Raw genomic sequence first — 15,100 nt, forward strand, 5'->3', positions numbered from 1 at the left:
CATGACAGAGAACAGCACGGGGCGGCGTACCACCGCCGGAGGTGTCCTGGGTGCGGCCACGGTCGCGATGGGCCTGATCGCCGGGGTCTTCTACATTTTCGCCTGCGACGTCATGCCGTCACTGGCCCGCAGTGACGACCGGGTCTTCATCGAGGTCATGCAGAACATCAACGACGTGATCCAGAACCCGGTGTTCTTCTTGAGTTTCATGGGCGCGCTGGCCCTCACGGCGGTCTCCGCCTGGCAGTCGCGCAAGTCCCCCCACCGGTGGTGGGTGTTCGCCGCCCTCGCCGCGTACGCGCTGGCCTTCCTGTTCACGGTCGCCGTGAACATCCCGCTCAACAACCGTCTGGCGAACGCCGGAAACCCCGCGACGGTCGCCGACCCGGCCGCCGTACGCCAGAGGTTCGAGGACACCTGGGTCGCGTGGAACGTCGTACGGGCCCTGCTGTCGACGCTCGCCCTGGCCTGCCTCACCCGCGCTCTGCTCCTGTACCGCCACCGCGCCTACACGTCGGCGTACTTGGAGTCGGCGGCCGGGTCGAGCGCGAGCCGGTAGCCGCGCTTGACGACGGTCTGGATGAGCTTGGGCGCGCCGAGTGCCGTACGCAGCCGGGCCATGGCCGTCTCGACGGCGTGCTCGTCCCGCCCGGCGCCCGGCAGCGCCCGCAGCAGTTCGGCCCGGGCGACCACCCAGCCGGGGCGGCGGGACAGGGTCCGCAGCAGCGACATCCCGGCGGGCGGTACGGGCCGCAGCGCTCCGTCGACCATCACGGCGTGGCCGCGGATCTCTACGCGGTGGCCGGCGATGGGCAACGTACGAGCCCGGCCGGGGAGTTCCTGGCAGAGCAGCTGGACGAGGGGGCCGAGCCGGAAGCGCTCGGGCTGGACCGTGTCGATGCCGTGCGCCTGCAGAGGGAGCGCGGTGACGGGGCCGACGCAGGCGGGCAGGACGTCGTGGTGGAGGGCGGCGAGGAGTTCGGACAGCAGGCCGCGGTCCTCGGCCCTGGACAGCAGGGAGGCGGCGGCGGGCGCGCTGGTGAAGGTGAGCGCGTCCAGGCCCCGGGTGACGGTGGCGTCGAGGAGCCGGTCGACGGGCCCGATGTCCTCCGGCGGCATCCACCGGTAGACGGGGACCCCCACGACCTCGGCTCCGGCGGCCCGCAGCGACTCCACGAACCCGGGCAGCGGCTCGCCGTGCAGCTGTACGGCGATACGGCGGCCCTCGACGCCCTCCTCCAAGAGCCGGTCGAGCACCTCGGCCATGGACTCGGAGGAGGGCGACCACTCCTCGGTCAGTCCCTGGGCCCGTACGGCGCCCTTCACCTTGGGGCCGCGCGCGAGCAGTTCGACCCCGCGCAGCCGACCGAGCAGGCCCTCGCCGAGCCCCCACCCGTCGGCGGCCTCGATCCAGCCGCGGAAGCCGATCGCGGTGGTGGCGACCACGATGTCGGGCGCCTGGTCGATCAGCTCCTTGGTGGCGGCGAGGAGTTCGCTGTCGTCGGCGAGCGGCACGATGCGCAGGGCGGGCGCGTGCTGGACGACGGCGCCGCGTCGCTGGAGCAAAGCCCCGAGTTCGTCGGCCCGACGCGCGGCCGTCACGCCCACGGTGAACCCCGCGAGGGGGCCGCTGTCCTGCCCGGCCGGTCGCTGCTGTTCGTCGTCCATGGCTCTCGTCTCGCGCTGGGGGTCTACGTGCGGTCACCGCTGACCGAGCCTGTCAACACCCCGTGACAGGCTCGGTTCACCTTGATGTCACCCGTGTTACGTCAGACCTCGACGTAGCTGAGCTGCGGCTTCGCCTCTGCGGCAGTGGCCGTACGGGTCTGGGTGGCGGGGCCTCGAAGGTATACGGCCCAGGTCACCAGGAAGCACAGCGCGTAGAAGGCGAGGAAGGCGACAAAGGCGCCGGTGCCCGAACCATAGGACAGGAAGGACTGCCGGAAGGCGAGGTTGATGCCGACGCCGCCGAGCGCGCCCACCGCGCCGATGAGGCCCATGGAGGCGCCGGACAGCCGCCGCCCGTAGGAGGCCGCCGCCTCCCCTTCCAGTCCCTTGGCGACGGCCTTGGCCTGGAAGATGCCCGGGATCATCTTGTACGTCGAGCCGTTGCCGAGCCCGGTGAGCACGAACAGCGCGATGAACGCGATCGTGAACAGGGGAAGCGACTTCTGAGTGGAGGCGACGACGATGACACCGGTCGCGCCGGCCATGGCGACGAAGTTCCACAGCGTGATGCGCGCGCCGCCGTAGCGGTCGGCGAGCCAGCCGCCCACGGGCCGGATCAGGGAGCCGAGCAGCGGGCCGATGAAGGTGACGTAGGCCGCCTGCAGCGGGGTGCGGCCGAACTGGTTCTGGAGCACCTGCCCGAAGGCGAAGCTGTAGCCGATGAACGACCCGAAGGTGCCGATGTAGAGGAAGGACATGATCCAGGTGTGGGCGTCCTTCGCGGCGTCCCTGGCGGCGCCGGTGTCGTTCTTCACGGACGCGATGTTGTCCATGTAGACGGCGGCGAGCACGGCGGCGACGACGATCAGCGGAATGTAGATCCCCAGCAGGACCCTCGGTCCGCCGTTCACGCCGATGATCGCGAGCGCCACGAGCTGGATGACGGGCACGCCGATGTTTCCGCCGCCCGCGTTGAGACCGAGCGCCCAGCCCTTCTTCCTCAACGGGAAGAAGGCGTTGATGTTGGTCATGCTGGAGGCGAAGTTGCCGCCGCCGATGCCGGCGAGCAGACCGACCAGCAGGAAGGTGTCGAACGAGGTCCCCGGCTTCATCACCGCGAACGCGGCGACGCTCGGGACGAGCAGCAGGCTCGCCGAGACGATGGTCCAGTTCCGGCCGCCGAAGATCGCCACCGCGAAGGTGTACGGGACCCGCACCACGGCTCCGACCAGCGTCACCATCGAGGTGAGCATGAACTTGTCGGCCGGGGTGAGCCCGTACTCGGGGCCCATGAAGAGCACCATCACCGACCACATGGTCCAGATCGAGAACCCGATGTGCTCGGAGAGCACGGAGAAGAGCAGATTCCGCCGGGCGACCTTCTCACCCGTCTCTTTCCAGAAGGTCTCGTCCTCGGGGTCCCACTTCTGGATCCAGCGGCCTCCCCTGCTCGGTGCGGGGGCTGTACTAGGGGCTGTCATGACGCCTCCACGGTTCTCCGGTGCGGTGCCCAGGTGTCGTACAACGACTGACTGAGTCCCGAAGGTAGGGAGGACGCGTTTCGAGGCTGTGGCTGTGAGTGACCGGAAAGGAACGTTGCTCTCACGAGAGCGAGGGGGCGACGGTGAGGACGTCCGGGGTGCCGTCGCCCCCTGCCTGTGTCCAGACCCGGTGAATCCCGCTAGACCCGGTGGCTTCCCCGCGAGGCGCCCTTCTTCCTCTGCGTGCCGTCGGGCCACAGCCTCGGGCTGCGCTTGGCGGCGATGTCCTCGATCCAGCCGAAGGCCAGGATCGTCAGGCCGATGAGGGGCCAGACCAGGAGGAACATCCACACCATGTACGAGGAGTCGAGCGCGGCCACCGCGCTGTCGCTCTGCATGAACGGGAGGTTGTAGGCCTGGTCGATGATCGGGACCGTGGCCATGATCAGCATGTTGTGCCAGAGGTAGATCGTGACGGCCCGGTTGTTGGACAGGGTGATCAGCTTGTCCCAGCGGGCCAGCCGACCGGGGAGTTCCTGCCAGGACGGGGAGTACTGGAGCAGGATGACGACGAAGCCGAAGGACCAGGCCGCCTGGGCGAGGGGGATGTCGTTCAGGTCCCAGCCGTCGGGGCCCAGGTGTCCCGAGGCCCACCACAGGCCGAAGGCCATGAGCAGGGCCGAGCAGGAGATCGCCAGATAGCGGGGGACCCGTTGCAGAACGCCCTCGTGGTGGGCGAAGCCCAGGACCCAGCAGCCGCCGTAGACCGTGAAGTCGGAGATCGCGTTGCCCGTCTCGCCGGGGATGGTGACCAGGCCGGTGCCGAGGACCGCCGTCAGGGCGAGGGGGGCCAGCAGCGTCGCCCAGGGCACCCTGCGGAAGGCCCACAGCAGCAGGGGCGAGGCGATCACGAACCACAGATAGGCGCGCAGGTACCAGAGCGGGCCCGCCGCCTGGACCGCCCAGGTGTCCTCCAGCAGGCCGGACTTGGAGCCGACGTGCCAGGGGAAGGGCGGGGCGCCGATCGGAATGACGTAGTCGATCAGCTTGACGAGGCCCCAGGTGCCGCCGTTGTCCGGGTCCTTCAGCACGTTCCAGCCGCCCGCGAACATCAGCGCGAGCGCCACCGCGCTGAACGCCCACAGGGGCGGCAGGAGGCGGCGGACACGGCCGCGGATCACACCGAGGGGCGGGCGGCTGAGCGAGCGGGCCATCAGCGAGCCGGCCAGCGCGAACATCACGCCCATGGAGGGGAAGAGGACCGTCAGCCATGCCCAGCCGAAGAGGTGGTAGGCGACCACACGGACCAGGGCGATCGAACGCAGCAGGTCCAGGTAGCGGTCACGGCCGGGCTTCTTGGGCGCGGGAGCGGACTGCGCGGCCGGTCCCGGGGCTGATCCCGGCGCGGGTGTCGGCGCGGGTGTCGGCGATGGTGCCGGTTCGGGGTGGATCCGGGCCGATCCCAGCGGCGGTGTCGCACCCGCCGTGTACTCGTGCGTGGTCATGCGACCGGCCTCCGATCGTTCCCGCTCTGTGCCGTCCGCTGCCGCGGGATCGATCCCGGTGCCTCCACGACGCCTGTGCGCCGCAGCTTCTGCCAGCGCAGCCGGCCTCCGGTGAGCGCGGTGATCCAGGACTGGAGGAGGACCATGTACATCAACTGCCTGTAGAGAATCTGCTGGAGCGGGAGCGAGATGAGATGCCTCATGCGCTCGCGGTCCAGCCGGAAGGCGTACGCCGCGCAGGCCGCCTGGATGGCAAGGACGCCCAGCCACGCGAGGACCGTCTTCTGCGTCGGGCCGAAGACGAGCCCGTACAGCAGGAAGACGTCGATCAGCGGGGCCAGCAGCGGGGCCAGGACCATGAACAGCGAGACCAGCGGCAGGCCCACCCGGCCGAAGCGGCCCGACGGGCCCCGTTCGACGAGCGCTCTGCGGTGCTTCCAGATCGCCTGCATCGTGCCGTACGACCAGCGGTAGCGCTGGGACCAGAGCTGCTGGACGGACTCCGGCGCCTCCGTCCACGCGCGTGCCTTCTCCGCGTAGACGACCCGCCAGCCGTCGCGGTGCAGGGCCATTGTGATGTCGGTGTCCTCGGCGAGTGTGTCGTCGCTCATGCCGCCGACCCGCTCCAGCGCGGAGCGGCGGAAGGCGCCGACCGCGCCGGGGATGGTCGGCATGCAGCCGAGGATGTCGTACATCCGGCGGTCGAGGTTGAAGCCCATCACGTACTCGATGTGCTGCCAGGCCCCGATGAGGGAGTCGCGGTTGCCGACCTTGGCGTTGCCCGCGACCGCGCCGACGCTCGGGTCGGCGAACGGCTGGACGAGTTCGCGCACGGTGGCCGGTTCGAAGACCGTGTCGCCGTCCATCATCACGACGATGTCGTGACGGGCGTTGGCCAGGCCCCGGTTGAGAGCCGCGGGCTTGCCCGCGTTGTGCTGGCGCACGACACGGACGTTCGGCAGCAGCAGGTCCTCGACGATCCGCGCCGTGCCGTCACTCGAACCGTCGTCGACGACCAGCACTTCGACGGGGTGTTCGCTCGCCATCAGGGAACGGACCGTGTTCTCTATGCACTTGGCCTCGTTGTACGCCGGCACGAGCACCGACACCGGTTCGGTGACCGGCGCCGGACCCCAGCGGAAGTCCGTGCGCCGCACCCGGCGGGCGTGCAGGGCGGACAGCAGGAGCATCATGCCGAAGCGGGTGAAGACGAGCACGCCGATGATCGCGATGCCGACGACCAGGATGTCGGTGACGTCGTCGGAGGCGCGCACCAGGTAGACCCAGGCCTTGCCCTTCCACAGTTCGAGGCCGGTGACCTGGGTGTGCGCGCTGGGTGCGTCGAGGGCCTCGGTGAGGTTCTGGAACCGGTACCCGCGCTCCTGAAGCTCCGGCAGGAACCTGTCCAGCGCCTGCACGGTCTGGTGGCGGTCGCCGCCGGAGTCGTGCATCAGGACGATGGCGCCCTTGCCGCCCTTGGGCGTGGCGTTGCGGATGATGCGGTCGACGCCCGGCTTCTGCCAGTCCTCGCTGTCGGTGTTGTTGACGACGGTGATGTAACCGCGCGTACCGATGTACTGCGTCACCGGCCACGACTTGTTGTCCATGGCGTCCGCGAAGGACGAGTACGGGGGCCGGAAGAGCGAGGTGCGGATGCCCGCCGCCCCGGCCAGCGCCAGCTGGTTCTGGGAGAGCTCCCAGTCGATGCGCTTCGTGGACTGGAAGGAGAGGTCGGGGTGGTTGAAGGTGTGCAGGCCGACCTCGTGGCCCTCCGCGACCATGCGCTTCACGAGCTCCGGATAGCGCGAGGTCATGGTGCCGGTGACGAAGAAGACGGCGTGGGCGTGGTGCTTCTTCAGGACGTCGAGAACCTTGGGTGTCCACGTGGGGTCCGGGCCGTCGTCGAAGGTGAGGACGAGCCGGTGGTCGGGGACGGTCAGGCTGTTCGTGCGGCCACCGCGGGTGTCGATGACCGGGCCGCCGTCGAGGATCTTGTCCGGCACCTTGTCGGTGGCGGCCTCGGGCTGGATGCGGTGGTCGGCGAGGATCTCGCTGTGCACATAGCCGCGCAGCATCAGCATCGCCAGCATGGCGATGAGGAGCAACGAGGGCAGCAGCCAGCGCATGGGCAGCCGTCGGCGCCGGACATCGGGTGCCGGACGCCGCGCACGGGGAGCGGGCCCGTGCGCGTGGGTGCGGGATGCCATCAGAGGATGTTCTCCAGGTTGTGCGGGGTCGCCGGGCTCACCGGGTTCTCCGGGGACGAGGAGTTGGTGATGCCGGGCTCGGAGGCGATGGGGCCCGGTTGTACGGGGCTGTCGGCGACCGTGCCGGTGCCGTCGGCGCCGACCGTGCTCTCCGAGGGGCTCGGCGAGGCGGCGCCGTCCTCGGAGGGGCTGGGGTCGGGCGAGTCGGACACCGGGAGGGACGGCGGGGTGACGGGGTCCTTGGTGGTGCTGGTGCTCGGTTTCGGCCTGGTGGTGGCGGACGTCGAGGGCTTCGGGTCCGCGGACGTGCCCGGGTCGGTGGCGCTCGCGGAGGCGCCCGGTGTCGGGCTGACGCCCGGTGCGGGGGCCGTACCGTCGCCCGCCGAGGCGCTCGCGCCGGGCGCGGCGCTGCTCGAACCGGACGGCGACACCGAGTCGGTGGGCAGCGGCGAGGTGTCGACCTTCCCGGCCGGCGTGTCGTCCTGCTGGCCCGGTACCGGCAGCCAGGGCGCGTTGGAGTTGCCGGACAGGAGGGTGGCGACGATGACGACGGCGTACACCGCGCAGGCGATGCCGACGAGGATGCCGAGCCGGCGGAACCTGCGGCTGCGGCGGCCGGACTCGTCCACGAACACCGGGCCGTCCGAGCCGTCCTGGACGCCCGGGGCGTCCTTGGCCTGCTGAACCAGCCAGTCCGCCGTCTTCCGCCGTCCGACTCCGTCGAGTTGAACCGTCACCTCGTGCGGATCGTGGGTGTGTCCCGGCTCACCGGACTGCTCCCAGGACGCGGCAGCGGACCCACCGGGCGTGTCGGCCCCACGGCCCACGATCGCCCGACCGTCCCGCTGTCCCCGACCGAGCGTGTCCGCCCTGCGCTCCACAACCGGCCAGCCGCCCCTCTGGGGTCGGCTGGACGCGTCGGACCGACCGGGTGTGTCGGATCGGCTGGTCGTATCGGAACGGCTGGGCGTGTCGGGTCGACCCAGGGTGTCAGGTCGACCGAGGGTGTCAGGTCGGCCGAAGGCGTCGGAGCGACCGAGGGTGTCAGGTCGACCGAGGAAGTCGGGGCGCCTGCGCGCGTCCGGCCAGCCGCCCGTGGCCGGCCGATCGTCCTGGCCGACGCGTCGATCGGCTCCGGCACGGTCACGCGGACCGGCGGGCTCGTCGGGCACTCCGGCGAGCAGATCCGATGCGATGCGGTCACGCGGACCGGCAGGCTTGCCGGGCGCCTCGGCACGGTCGTGGGGCCCGGCAGACTGATCAGGCGCCCCGGCCCGCCGATCCGCCCCGGCAAGGTCACGCGGACCGGCAGGCTGGTCGGATACTCCGGCGAGCTGATCCGATGCGATGCGGTCACGCGATCCGGCGGGCTTGCCGGGCGCCCCGGCCCGCCGATCCGCCCCGGCAAGGTCACGCGGACCGGCAGGCTCGTCGGGTACTCCGGCGAGCTGATCCGGTGCAATGCGGTCACGCGGACCGGCAGGCTTGCCAGGCGCCCCGGCACGGTCGTGGGGCCCGGCAGACTGATCGGGCGCCCCGGCCCGCCGATCCGCCCCGGCACGGTCACGCGAACCGGCAGGCTGGTTGGGCACCCCGGCAAGGTCGTCCGGTCCAGCGGTCCGGTCGGGCACCCCGGTAGCGGCGTCCGATCCGACCGTCACGTCGGCAACCCCGGCACGACGGTTCAGCCCAGCACGGCCCACCGCCCCGGCCCCCAGGACAGCCTGTCCTCCCCGGTCCACTCCCGTACGGTCACGCGGCCCGGCAGGCTGATCGGGCACCCCGGCAAGGTCGTCCGGTCCGGCCGCCCGGTCGGCAACCCCAGCACGACGGTCCGACCCAGCACGGCGGACCGCCCCGGCCTGCAGATCCGCGTCGTCTCCATGGTTCGCCTCGTCGTGGCGCTCCGCGCCGAGGCCGTCGGCGCCCGCGTCGTCGTCCGCGCTCACCCGACAGTCCACATCGAACCGTCGCTCAACACCGCCCCGACCACCGGCACCGGACGAACTGCCCGCACTGGACAACCCCTCAGAACCGGACGAACGGCCCGCACCCGGCAACCGGCCCGCGCCGAACGCACCCTCTGCGCCCGATCCACGCTCCGCACCCGATCCACGTTCCGCGCCAGTTCTCGTACCGGCGCCCGGTCGGCCTTCGCCGCCAGCTCCAGGCTCTCTTTCGACACCGCGTTCGACATCGGTGTCGGATTCCGCTTCCGCGGCGAGCCGCACGGCGGCGGCGCCCGCGATCTGGGGCCACGTCGACGTCGCACGGGCGGCCTCGGGCCACACCACCGACTCTCCGGATCCCGCCGACGCGGTCGGCGCAGCCGACTCTCCGGCTCCACGCCCGTCCGCCTGATCGATATCTCGGCGATCAGGTTGGGCGTCTTCTCGCCACTTCTCCACGCGCACGCACATCCCCCCAGGGACAGGTTTCGGGTGCGCGCACGACTCCGGGCATTACGTATATGTCGTTCGGAACGAGCCCCCACCCGTCCCGAGCGCCCCCCATTACCACACTGCACCCGGACCATGAATGTAGCGCATGGGGAAGACCCGTGTGCTTATGCGTCAATCCTGCCCCGCCATCACCAGCTCATCACTGGCCGGAATCCAACCGTCCGCGGGGCGCCGCAGCCACCCTTCCTCGGCTGCCAGCTCGCCGGCCGCTCGTCGAAGGGCATCGATCCCGGGGTGCACCAGCCCCTTTCGCCACACCAGTGACACGGGTGACAACGGAACAGGTCCAACGAGAGGTTTCCGCACGGTTTCAGACATGGCCGGAAAATCGACCACAGCAAGGACAGGATTCCGCTTCTTGGCCATCACCCGCCGGAACTCATCGGCTCCGACGGCCACCGGCGCGGGTGGCGCCAGCGCGATACCGCGTCCCTCGAAAAGGTGAAGCGCCAAGTCGGTCCACTCCCGCGTCCGCGGATTCCCCGCCCCGGCGTACACCGTCTCGCCCGCGAGCGCGTCGAGCGGCACCGCGTCCAGGCCGGCGAGGTGATGGTCCTCGGGCAGTACGACGGCCATCGGCTCGTACCGTACGGGCTGCTGTTCGAGCCGCGCCCGGACCGCCGGATCGAGGCCCGCGAACCGTCCGAACGACGCGTCCAGGCGGCCCGCGAGGATCTCCCCCGCCGCGCCGGTCAGCCCGCTCTCGAAGCGGGCCATCAGCTCGCAGTCGGGCGCGAGCGCACGGGCCCGGTCCAGGACGCGGCCGGAGACGAGGCCCGGGGAGTTGACGTCGACGAGCAGCGGCCGCTCCGGTCCGTCCCCCGCGAACGCCGACAGCAGCGCGTCCTGCGCCTCCAGCACCCGCCGCGCGTACGGCACCAGCCGCTCACCGTCGGCGGTCAGCGTCACCTGCCGGGTCGTGCGCACGAACAGCTCCGCCCCGAGTTCGCGCTCCAGTCGCCGGATGTCGCGACTGAGGGCCTGTTGGGCGACGTACAGCCGGGCGGCGGCCCGCGTGAAGTGCAACTCCTCGGCGACGACGAGGAACCCGCGTAGGAGTCGGGGGTCGAGAGAGCGGTGAGGGAGGCCGGAAGGGAGGCTGGGAGAGCGGCCGGAAGAGCGGTCGGCAGGGGCGGGCATCACGCGAACTTACAACGCAGGTGCGTCAATGGCCACGGAGTAAGTGTTGGACCCTCCACCCCGCGCCCGGCGACGGTTGGCCCATGCCGCAACAGCCCTCCGAGCACGCGTCCCCGCCCCTGCTCACCGCCACCGGCGACAGCCTGGTGATCGCCGACTTCCGCCCCCGCCGCCAGAAGGCCCCGCCCCGCCGGACAACCCCCTACCGCCGCCTCTTCACCATCCCCGGCACCCGCGCCTTCACCCTCGGGAACCTGCTCGCCCGGCTCCCCATGGGGATGTTCAGCGTCAGCGCGGTGATCATGATCGCGGGCTCGCGCGGCTCGTACGCCCTCGCCGGCGCCGTGACGGCGACCGGTCTCGCGGCGACCGCGCTGGTCGCCCCCTGGACCGCGCGGCTCGTCGACCGCCACGGTCAGGCCCGGATCGCGGTGCCGGCCACCGCCTTCGCCCTGCTGGGAAGCGTCGCGCTGCTGCTGTGCGTGCGTCTCGGGGCGCCGGACTGGACCCTGTTCGCCGCGTACGCCGCCACGGCCACCACCCCCAACACGGGCGGCATGTCACGCGCCCGCTGGGCCCACCTCCTGCGGGACGACCCGGCCGCCGCGCACACCGCGAACTCCTTCGAACAGGCCGCGGACGAGCTGTGTTTCATGCTGGGCCCGGTGTGCGCGGCCTTCCTGTGCGGGACGTTCTTCCCGGAGGCGGGCACGCTGGTGGCCGGCGTGCTGATGATGACCGGCGTGCTGATCTTCGCCGCCCAGCGTTCGACGGAGCCGCCGCCCCAGCCCCGTACGCCGTCCACGTCCCCTCTCCTGGCCACCGGAATGCGGCCTCTGCTCCTCTGTTTCCTCGCCACCGGTGCCGTCTTCGGTTCGATGGAGGTCGTCACGATCGCCTTCGCGGACGCACAGGGGCATCGGTCGGCGGCGGGCACGGTGCTCGCCCTCCAGGCGGCGGGGTCGTGCGTGGCGGGGCTGCTGTACGGGGCGCGGAAGCCGACCGGTCCGGCCGAGCGGCGCCACCCGTGGTGTCTCGCCGCCATGACGGCCCTCATGACCCTCCCCCTGCTCGCGGCCTCCCTGACCGCCTCGCTCCCCGCCCTCGCGGGCGCACTGCTGCTCGCCGGGGCCGCGACCGCGCCGACCATGGTCACCGGCATGGCCCTCGTCCAGCGGCGCACTCCCGAGGGCCGGTTGAACGAGGGCATGACCCTCGCGGTGACGGGCCTGCTCGGCGGCATCGCCTGCGGCTCGGCGACCGGCGGCTGGATCGTCGAGCACCTCTCGGCGACGGCGGGGTTCGGGGTGCCGGTCGCGGCGGCGGGAAGCGCGCTCGCGATCTCCCTCACGATCCCCCTGACGTCCGACCCGCCGAACCGCCGCCAGTCCCTCGGCCCCAATTCCGACGCACCCCATTGACGCGCCCGGGACCCCCACATACCTTCCCCCGTCGAAGCGCTTCGACGTCACGCATCGAAACGATTCGACGAACGCTGCGTGACGGTCCCGAAACCCATCCAACTCCCCCGGAGGCAATGGATGTTGACGACACGAAGGCGTGCGGTGGCGACGGCGGCGGTGGCCCTGGCGGGCTCCCTGCTGCTGGCGTCCTGCGGCAGCTCGGACAGCGGTTCCTCGGACGGCAAGACGCTGAAACTGTGGCACTACGAAGGGCCGGACAGCGCGATGGGCGTGGCCTGGAACGAGGCCATCAAGGAGTTCGAGGCGAAGCATCCCGGCGTCAAGGTGAAGTTCGAGGAGAAGGGCTTCGAGCAGATCCAGAAGACGGCCCCGATGGTCCTCAACTCGAACGACGCGCCCGACCTCATGGAGTACAACAAGGGCAACGCGACGGCCGGGCTGCTCTCCAAGCAGGGGCTTCTCACCGATCTGACCGCCGAGGCGACCAAGCGCGGCTGGGACAAGAAGCTCAGCGCGGGCGTGCGCACCACCAGCCAGTACGACACCAACGGGGTCATGGGCTCCGGCAAGTGGTACGGCGTGCCCAACTACGCCGAGTACACGATGGTCTTCTACAACAAGGACCTCTTCAAGAAGTACGGCATCGCCCAGCCCACCACCCTCGACCAGCTCACCGCCGCCATGGACACGTTCGTGTCGAAGGGCATCACCCCGCTGGCGAACGCGGGCGCCGAGTACGTGGCCCAGCAGTACCTGTACCAGCTCGCCCTCTCCAAGGCCGACCGCTCGTGGGTCGACAAGTACGAGCTCTACAAGGGCAAGACGGACTTCCACGACGCCGCCTGGACGTACGCCGCCACGACCTTCGCCGACTGGGTGAAGAAGGGCTACATCAGCAAGAAGTCCACCTCGCTCAAGGCCGAGGACGCGGGCCTCTCCTTCATCCAGGGCAAGAGCCCGATCCTGTTCAGCGGCAGCTGGTGGTACGGGCGCTTCCAGACGGAGAACAAGTTCGACTGGGGCACCTTCCTCTGGCCCGGCAGCAACCTCACCCTCGGCTCCGGCGGCAACCTCTGGGTCGTCCCCAAGGGCGCCAAGAACAAGGACCTCGCCTACGACTTCATCGACATCACCATGTCGCAGAAGATCCAGAACCTGCTCGGCAACAAGGGCGGGGTCCCGGTGGGCGCCGACACCGCCGCCATCACCGACCCGAAGGCCAAGACTCTGATCGCCGACTTCAACACACTCTCCGGCAAGGACGGTCTGGCCTTCTACCCGGACTGGCCGGTCGCCGGCTTCTACGACGTCCTCGTCTCCGAAACCCAGAAGCTGATCACGGGGAGCGAGAAACCGGACGCCTATCTGAGCGCGCTGCAGACGGCGTACGACAAGGGCGCGCCGAAGACATGACGGTCACCGTCGAACGGGGCGGCCGGGTCGTCCGGGGACACCACCGGCACCACGGCCGTACGACGAGCTCGCGCCGCCCCCACTCCTCCTACGCCCTCTTCCTGCTCCCCGGCGTCCTCGCCTTCCTCGCCGTGATCGTCGTCCCGTTCCTGATGAACACCGGCGTGAGCTTCACCGACTGGCAGGGCGTCGGCTCGCCGAAGTGGTCGGGGCTCGCCAACTACCGCGAGCTGCTGGACGACTCCGAGTTCTGGGCATCCTTCCGGCACAGCCTGTTCATGGTCGTCGCCATGGCCGCCGTGCCGACGGTCCTCGGGCTCGTGCTGGCCGCCGCCCTCTTCGACTTCGTCGGCAAGCACTTCGGCACGAAGATCGCCGCCGTCCTGCGCGCCTGTTTCTACCTCCCCCAGGTCCTGCCCATCGCCGTCGCCGGCATCGTCTGGAGCTGGATCCTCGCCCCCGACAACGGCTCCCTGAACGCACTCCTGAAGGCGGTGGGCCTCGGCTCGCTCCAGCGGGACTGGCTCGGCGACCCCGACTTCGCCCTCTACAGCGTCATGGGCGTGATGGTGTGGGTCCAGATCGGCTTCCCGCTGGTCGTCTTCATGGCGGGGCTGCAACGCGTCGACCCGCAGCTGTACGAGGCGGCGGAGCTGGACGGCGCGGGCTGGTGGCGCCGCTTCTGGCACATCACGCTGCCGCAGATCCGCCCGGAGATCTACGTCGTCCTCCTCTGGTGCACGATCGCCGCGCTCAAGGTGTTCGGCGCGGTGTACGTCCTCACCAAGGGCGGTCCCGGCGGCGCGACCGACGTGCCGTCCTACTTCTCCTTCACCACCTTCTTCGAGAAGACCCAGGTCGGCTACGGCGCGGCGATCTCCACCGTGCTGACCGTGATCATCCTCGTACTCGCCCTGATCGGCCTGAAGCTCCAGACCCGCGCCGAGGACGCCGAGGAAGGACTCCGCGCATGACCGCCGTACGCCGCTATCCCGTCCTCGTGGCCCTGATCATCGCGGCCCTGTTCATGGTGCTGCCCTTCGGCATCGTCGCGATCAACGCGGTCAAGTCCCCCGCCGAGTACGCGTCGAACGGACCCCTCAGCCTGCCCCACGGCCTCTACCTCGACGGCCTCAAGGACTTCTGGCAGCGCGTCGACTACGGCCAGAAGCTCGTCAACTCGATCCTGATCTCCGGCTCGGTGGCGATCGGCGCCGCCGTGCTGTCCGTCCTGAACGCGTATGCGATCGGCATCGGCCGCATCAAGGGCCGCACCTGGGTCCTCGCCTTCTTCGTGCTGGCGAACATGCTGCCGCAGGAGGCGCTGGTCTATCCGATCTACTACCTGAGCAAGCAGGCGGGACTCTACGACACCCGGCTCAGCGTGATCATCGTGTTCACGGTCGTCCAGGCGGCCTTCGGCACGTATCTCCTGTCCTCCGTCCTCGGGCGGTTCCCGCGCGAGATCATCGAGGCCGCCCGGATCGACGGGGCGAACCAGTGGCAGGTGCTGTGGCGGATCGTGGTCCCCGTCAGCCGCCCCACCATCGGTGTCCTCCTGGTCTTCTTCTTCATCTGGACCTGGAACGAGTTCCTGCTGCCGCTGGTCATGCTGATCTCCAACGACAACCAGACGGTGTCGGTGGCGCTCGGCGTCCTCCAGGGCCAACGCCTGATGGACGCGACCATGACCAACGCGGCGGCCCTCCTGGGCGTGCTCCCCGCGATCGTCTTCTTCCTCGTCTTCCAGCGGACACTGACCCGCGGCATCGCCGTGGGCGCGGTCAAGTAAGGGGTGTG

11 protein-coding genes are annotated in these 15,100 nt (G+C 70.3%); 5 read left to right on the plus strand and 6 right to left on the minus strand.

Features of this window, described 5'->3' with window-relative positions; genetic code table 11:
* Position 1 precedes the first annotated feature (1 nt).
* On the plus strand, positions 2-559 hold the full coding sequence (locus ACZ7M2_RS07100; RefSeq protein ID WP_471594445.1) for an anthrone oxygenase family protein: 558 nt from the start codon (positions 2-4) through the stop codon (positions 557-559).
* On the opposite strand, the gene ACZ7M2_RS07105 is transcribed toward ACZ7M2_RS07100, so the two are convergent.
* From ACZ7M2_RS07105 to ACZ7M2_RS07130, 6 genes are all read right to left on the minus strand, one after another.
* Entirely contained in the window at positions 508-1,668 is a 1,161-nt protein-coding gene (locus ACZ7M2_RS07105; protein WP_471594446.1) for a uroporphyrinogen-III synthase, read from the minus strand. The genes ACZ7M2_RS07100 and ACZ7M2_RS07105 overlap by 52 nt on opposite strands.
* A 101-nt stretch (positions 1,669-1,769) precedes the next feature.
* Positions 1,770-3,149 (minus strand): nitrate/nitrite transporter, encoded by a 1,380-nt coding sequence (locus tag ACZ7M2_RS07110; protein ID WP_471594447.1) that lies wholly within the window; start codon positions 3,147-3,149, stop codon positions 1,770-1,772.
* A gap of 200 nt (positions 3,150-3,349) precedes the next feature.
* Complete coding sequence (locus tag ACZ7M2_RS07115) at positions 3,350-4,654, minus strand: acyltransferase family protein (protein ID WP_471594448.1); 1,305 nt, start codon at positions 4,652-4,654, stop codon at positions 3,350-3,352.
* Positions 4,651-6,861, minus strand: a complete 2,211-nt coding sequence (locus ACZ7M2_RS07120; protein WP_471594449.1) for a glycosyltransferase — start codon at positions 6,859-6,861, stop codon at positions 4,651-4,653. The genes ACZ7M2_RS07115 and ACZ7M2_RS07120 overlap by 4 nt, the downstream gene beginning before the upstream one ends.
* Entirely contained in the window at positions 6,861-7,688 is an 828-nt protein-coding gene (locus ACZ7M2_RS07125) for a hypothetical protein (protein ID WP_471594450.1), read from the minus strand. Before ACZ7M2_RS07125 ends, ACZ7M2_RS07120 begins: the two co-directional genes overlap by 1 nt.
* Before the next feature lie 1,746 nt (positions 7,689-9,434).
* A complete protein-coding gene (locus ACZ7M2_RS07130) occupies positions 9,435-10,463 on the minus strand; it encodes a LysR family transcriptional regulator (protein ID WP_471594451.1) in 1,029 nt (342 codons plus the stop codon).
* A gap of 83 nt (positions 10,464-10,546) precedes the next feature.
* Between ACZ7M2_RS07130 and ACZ7M2_RS07135 the strand changes: the two genes are divergently transcribed.
* From ACZ7M2_RS07135 to ACZ7M2_RS07150, 4 genes are all read left to right on the plus strand, one after another.
* Positions 10,547-11,884, plus strand: a complete 1,338-nt coding sequence (locus ACZ7M2_RS07135) for an MFS transporter (RefSeq protein ID WP_471594452.1) — start codon at positions 10,547-10,549, stop codon at positions 11,882-11,884.
* A gap of 120 nt (positions 11,885-12,004) precedes the next feature.
* Positions 12,005-13,300 carry an ABC transporter substrate-binding protein gene (locus tag ACZ7M2_RS07140; protein WP_471594453.1) on the plus strand — a complete coding sequence of 432 codons (1,296 nt, stop codon included), beginning with the start codon at positions 12,005-12,007 and terminating at the stop codon, positions 13,298-13,300.
* Complete coding sequence (locus ACZ7M2_RS07145) at positions 13,297-14,274, plus strand: carbohydrate ABC transporter permease (RefSeq protein WP_471594454.1); 978 nt, start codon at positions 13,297-13,299, stop codon at positions 14,272-14,274. The genes ACZ7M2_RS07140 and ACZ7M2_RS07145 overlap by 4 nt, the downstream gene beginning before the upstream one ends.
* Entirely contained in the window at positions 14,271-15,092 is an 822-nt protein-coding gene (locus tag ACZ7M2_RS07150; RefSeq protein WP_352048989.1) for a carbohydrate ABC transporter permease, read from the plus strand. The genes ACZ7M2_RS07145 and ACZ7M2_RS07150 overlap by 4 nt, the downstream gene beginning before the upstream one ends.
* The last annotated feature ends 8 nt before the right edge of the window (positions 15,093-15,100 follow it).

It is taken from the genome of Streptomyces sp. NPDC111507 (assembly GCF_055638955.1).

What these genes read in the sequence shown, in the direction of transcription:
- ACZ7M2_RS07100 (WP_471594445.1), top strand. Translation starts at nt 2, where the DNA reads ATGACAGAGAACAGCACGGGGCGGCGTACCACCGCCGGAGGTGTCCTG.
- ACZ7M2_RS07105 (WP_471594446.1), bottom strand. Translation starts at nt 1,668, where the DNA reads ATGGACGACGAACAGCAGCGACCGGCCGGGCAGGACAGCGGCCCCCTC.
- ACZ7M2_RS07110 (WP_471594447.1), bottom strand. Translation starts at nt 3,149, where the DNA reads ATGACAGCCCCTAGTACAGCCCCCGCACCGAGCAGGGGAGGCCGCTGG.
- ACZ7M2_RS07115 (WP_471594448.1), bottom strand. Translation starts at nt 4,654, where the DNA reads ATGACCACGCACGAGTACACGGCGGGTGCGACACCGCCGCTGGGATCG.
- ACZ7M2_RS07120 (WP_471594449.1), bottom strand. Translation starts at nt 6,861, where the DNA reads ATGGCATCCCGCACCCACGCGCACGGGCCCGCTCCCCGTGCGCGGCGT.
- ACZ7M2_RS07130 (WP_471594451.1), bottom strand. Translation starts at nt 10,463, where the DNA reads ATGCCCGCCCCTGCCGACCGCTCTTCCGGCCGCTCTCCCAGCCTCCCT.
- ACZ7M2_RS07135 (WP_471594452.1), top strand. Translation starts at nt 10,547, where the DNA reads ATGCCGCAACAGCCCTCCGAGCACGCGTCCCCGCCCCTGCTCACCGCC.
- ACZ7M2_RS07140 (WP_471594453.1), top strand. Translation starts at nt 12,005, where the DNA reads ATGTTGACGACACGAAGGCGTGCGGTGGCGACGGCGGCGGTGGCCCTG.
- ACZ7M2_RS07145 (WP_471594454.1), top strand. Translation starts at nt 13,297, where the DNA reads ATGACGGTCACCGTCGAACGGGGCGGCCGGGTCGTCCGGGGACACCAC.
- ACZ7M2_RS07150 (WP_352048989.1), top strand. Translation starts at nt 14,271, where the DNA reads ATGACCGCCGTACGCCGCTATCCCGTCCTCGTGGCCCTGATCATCGCG.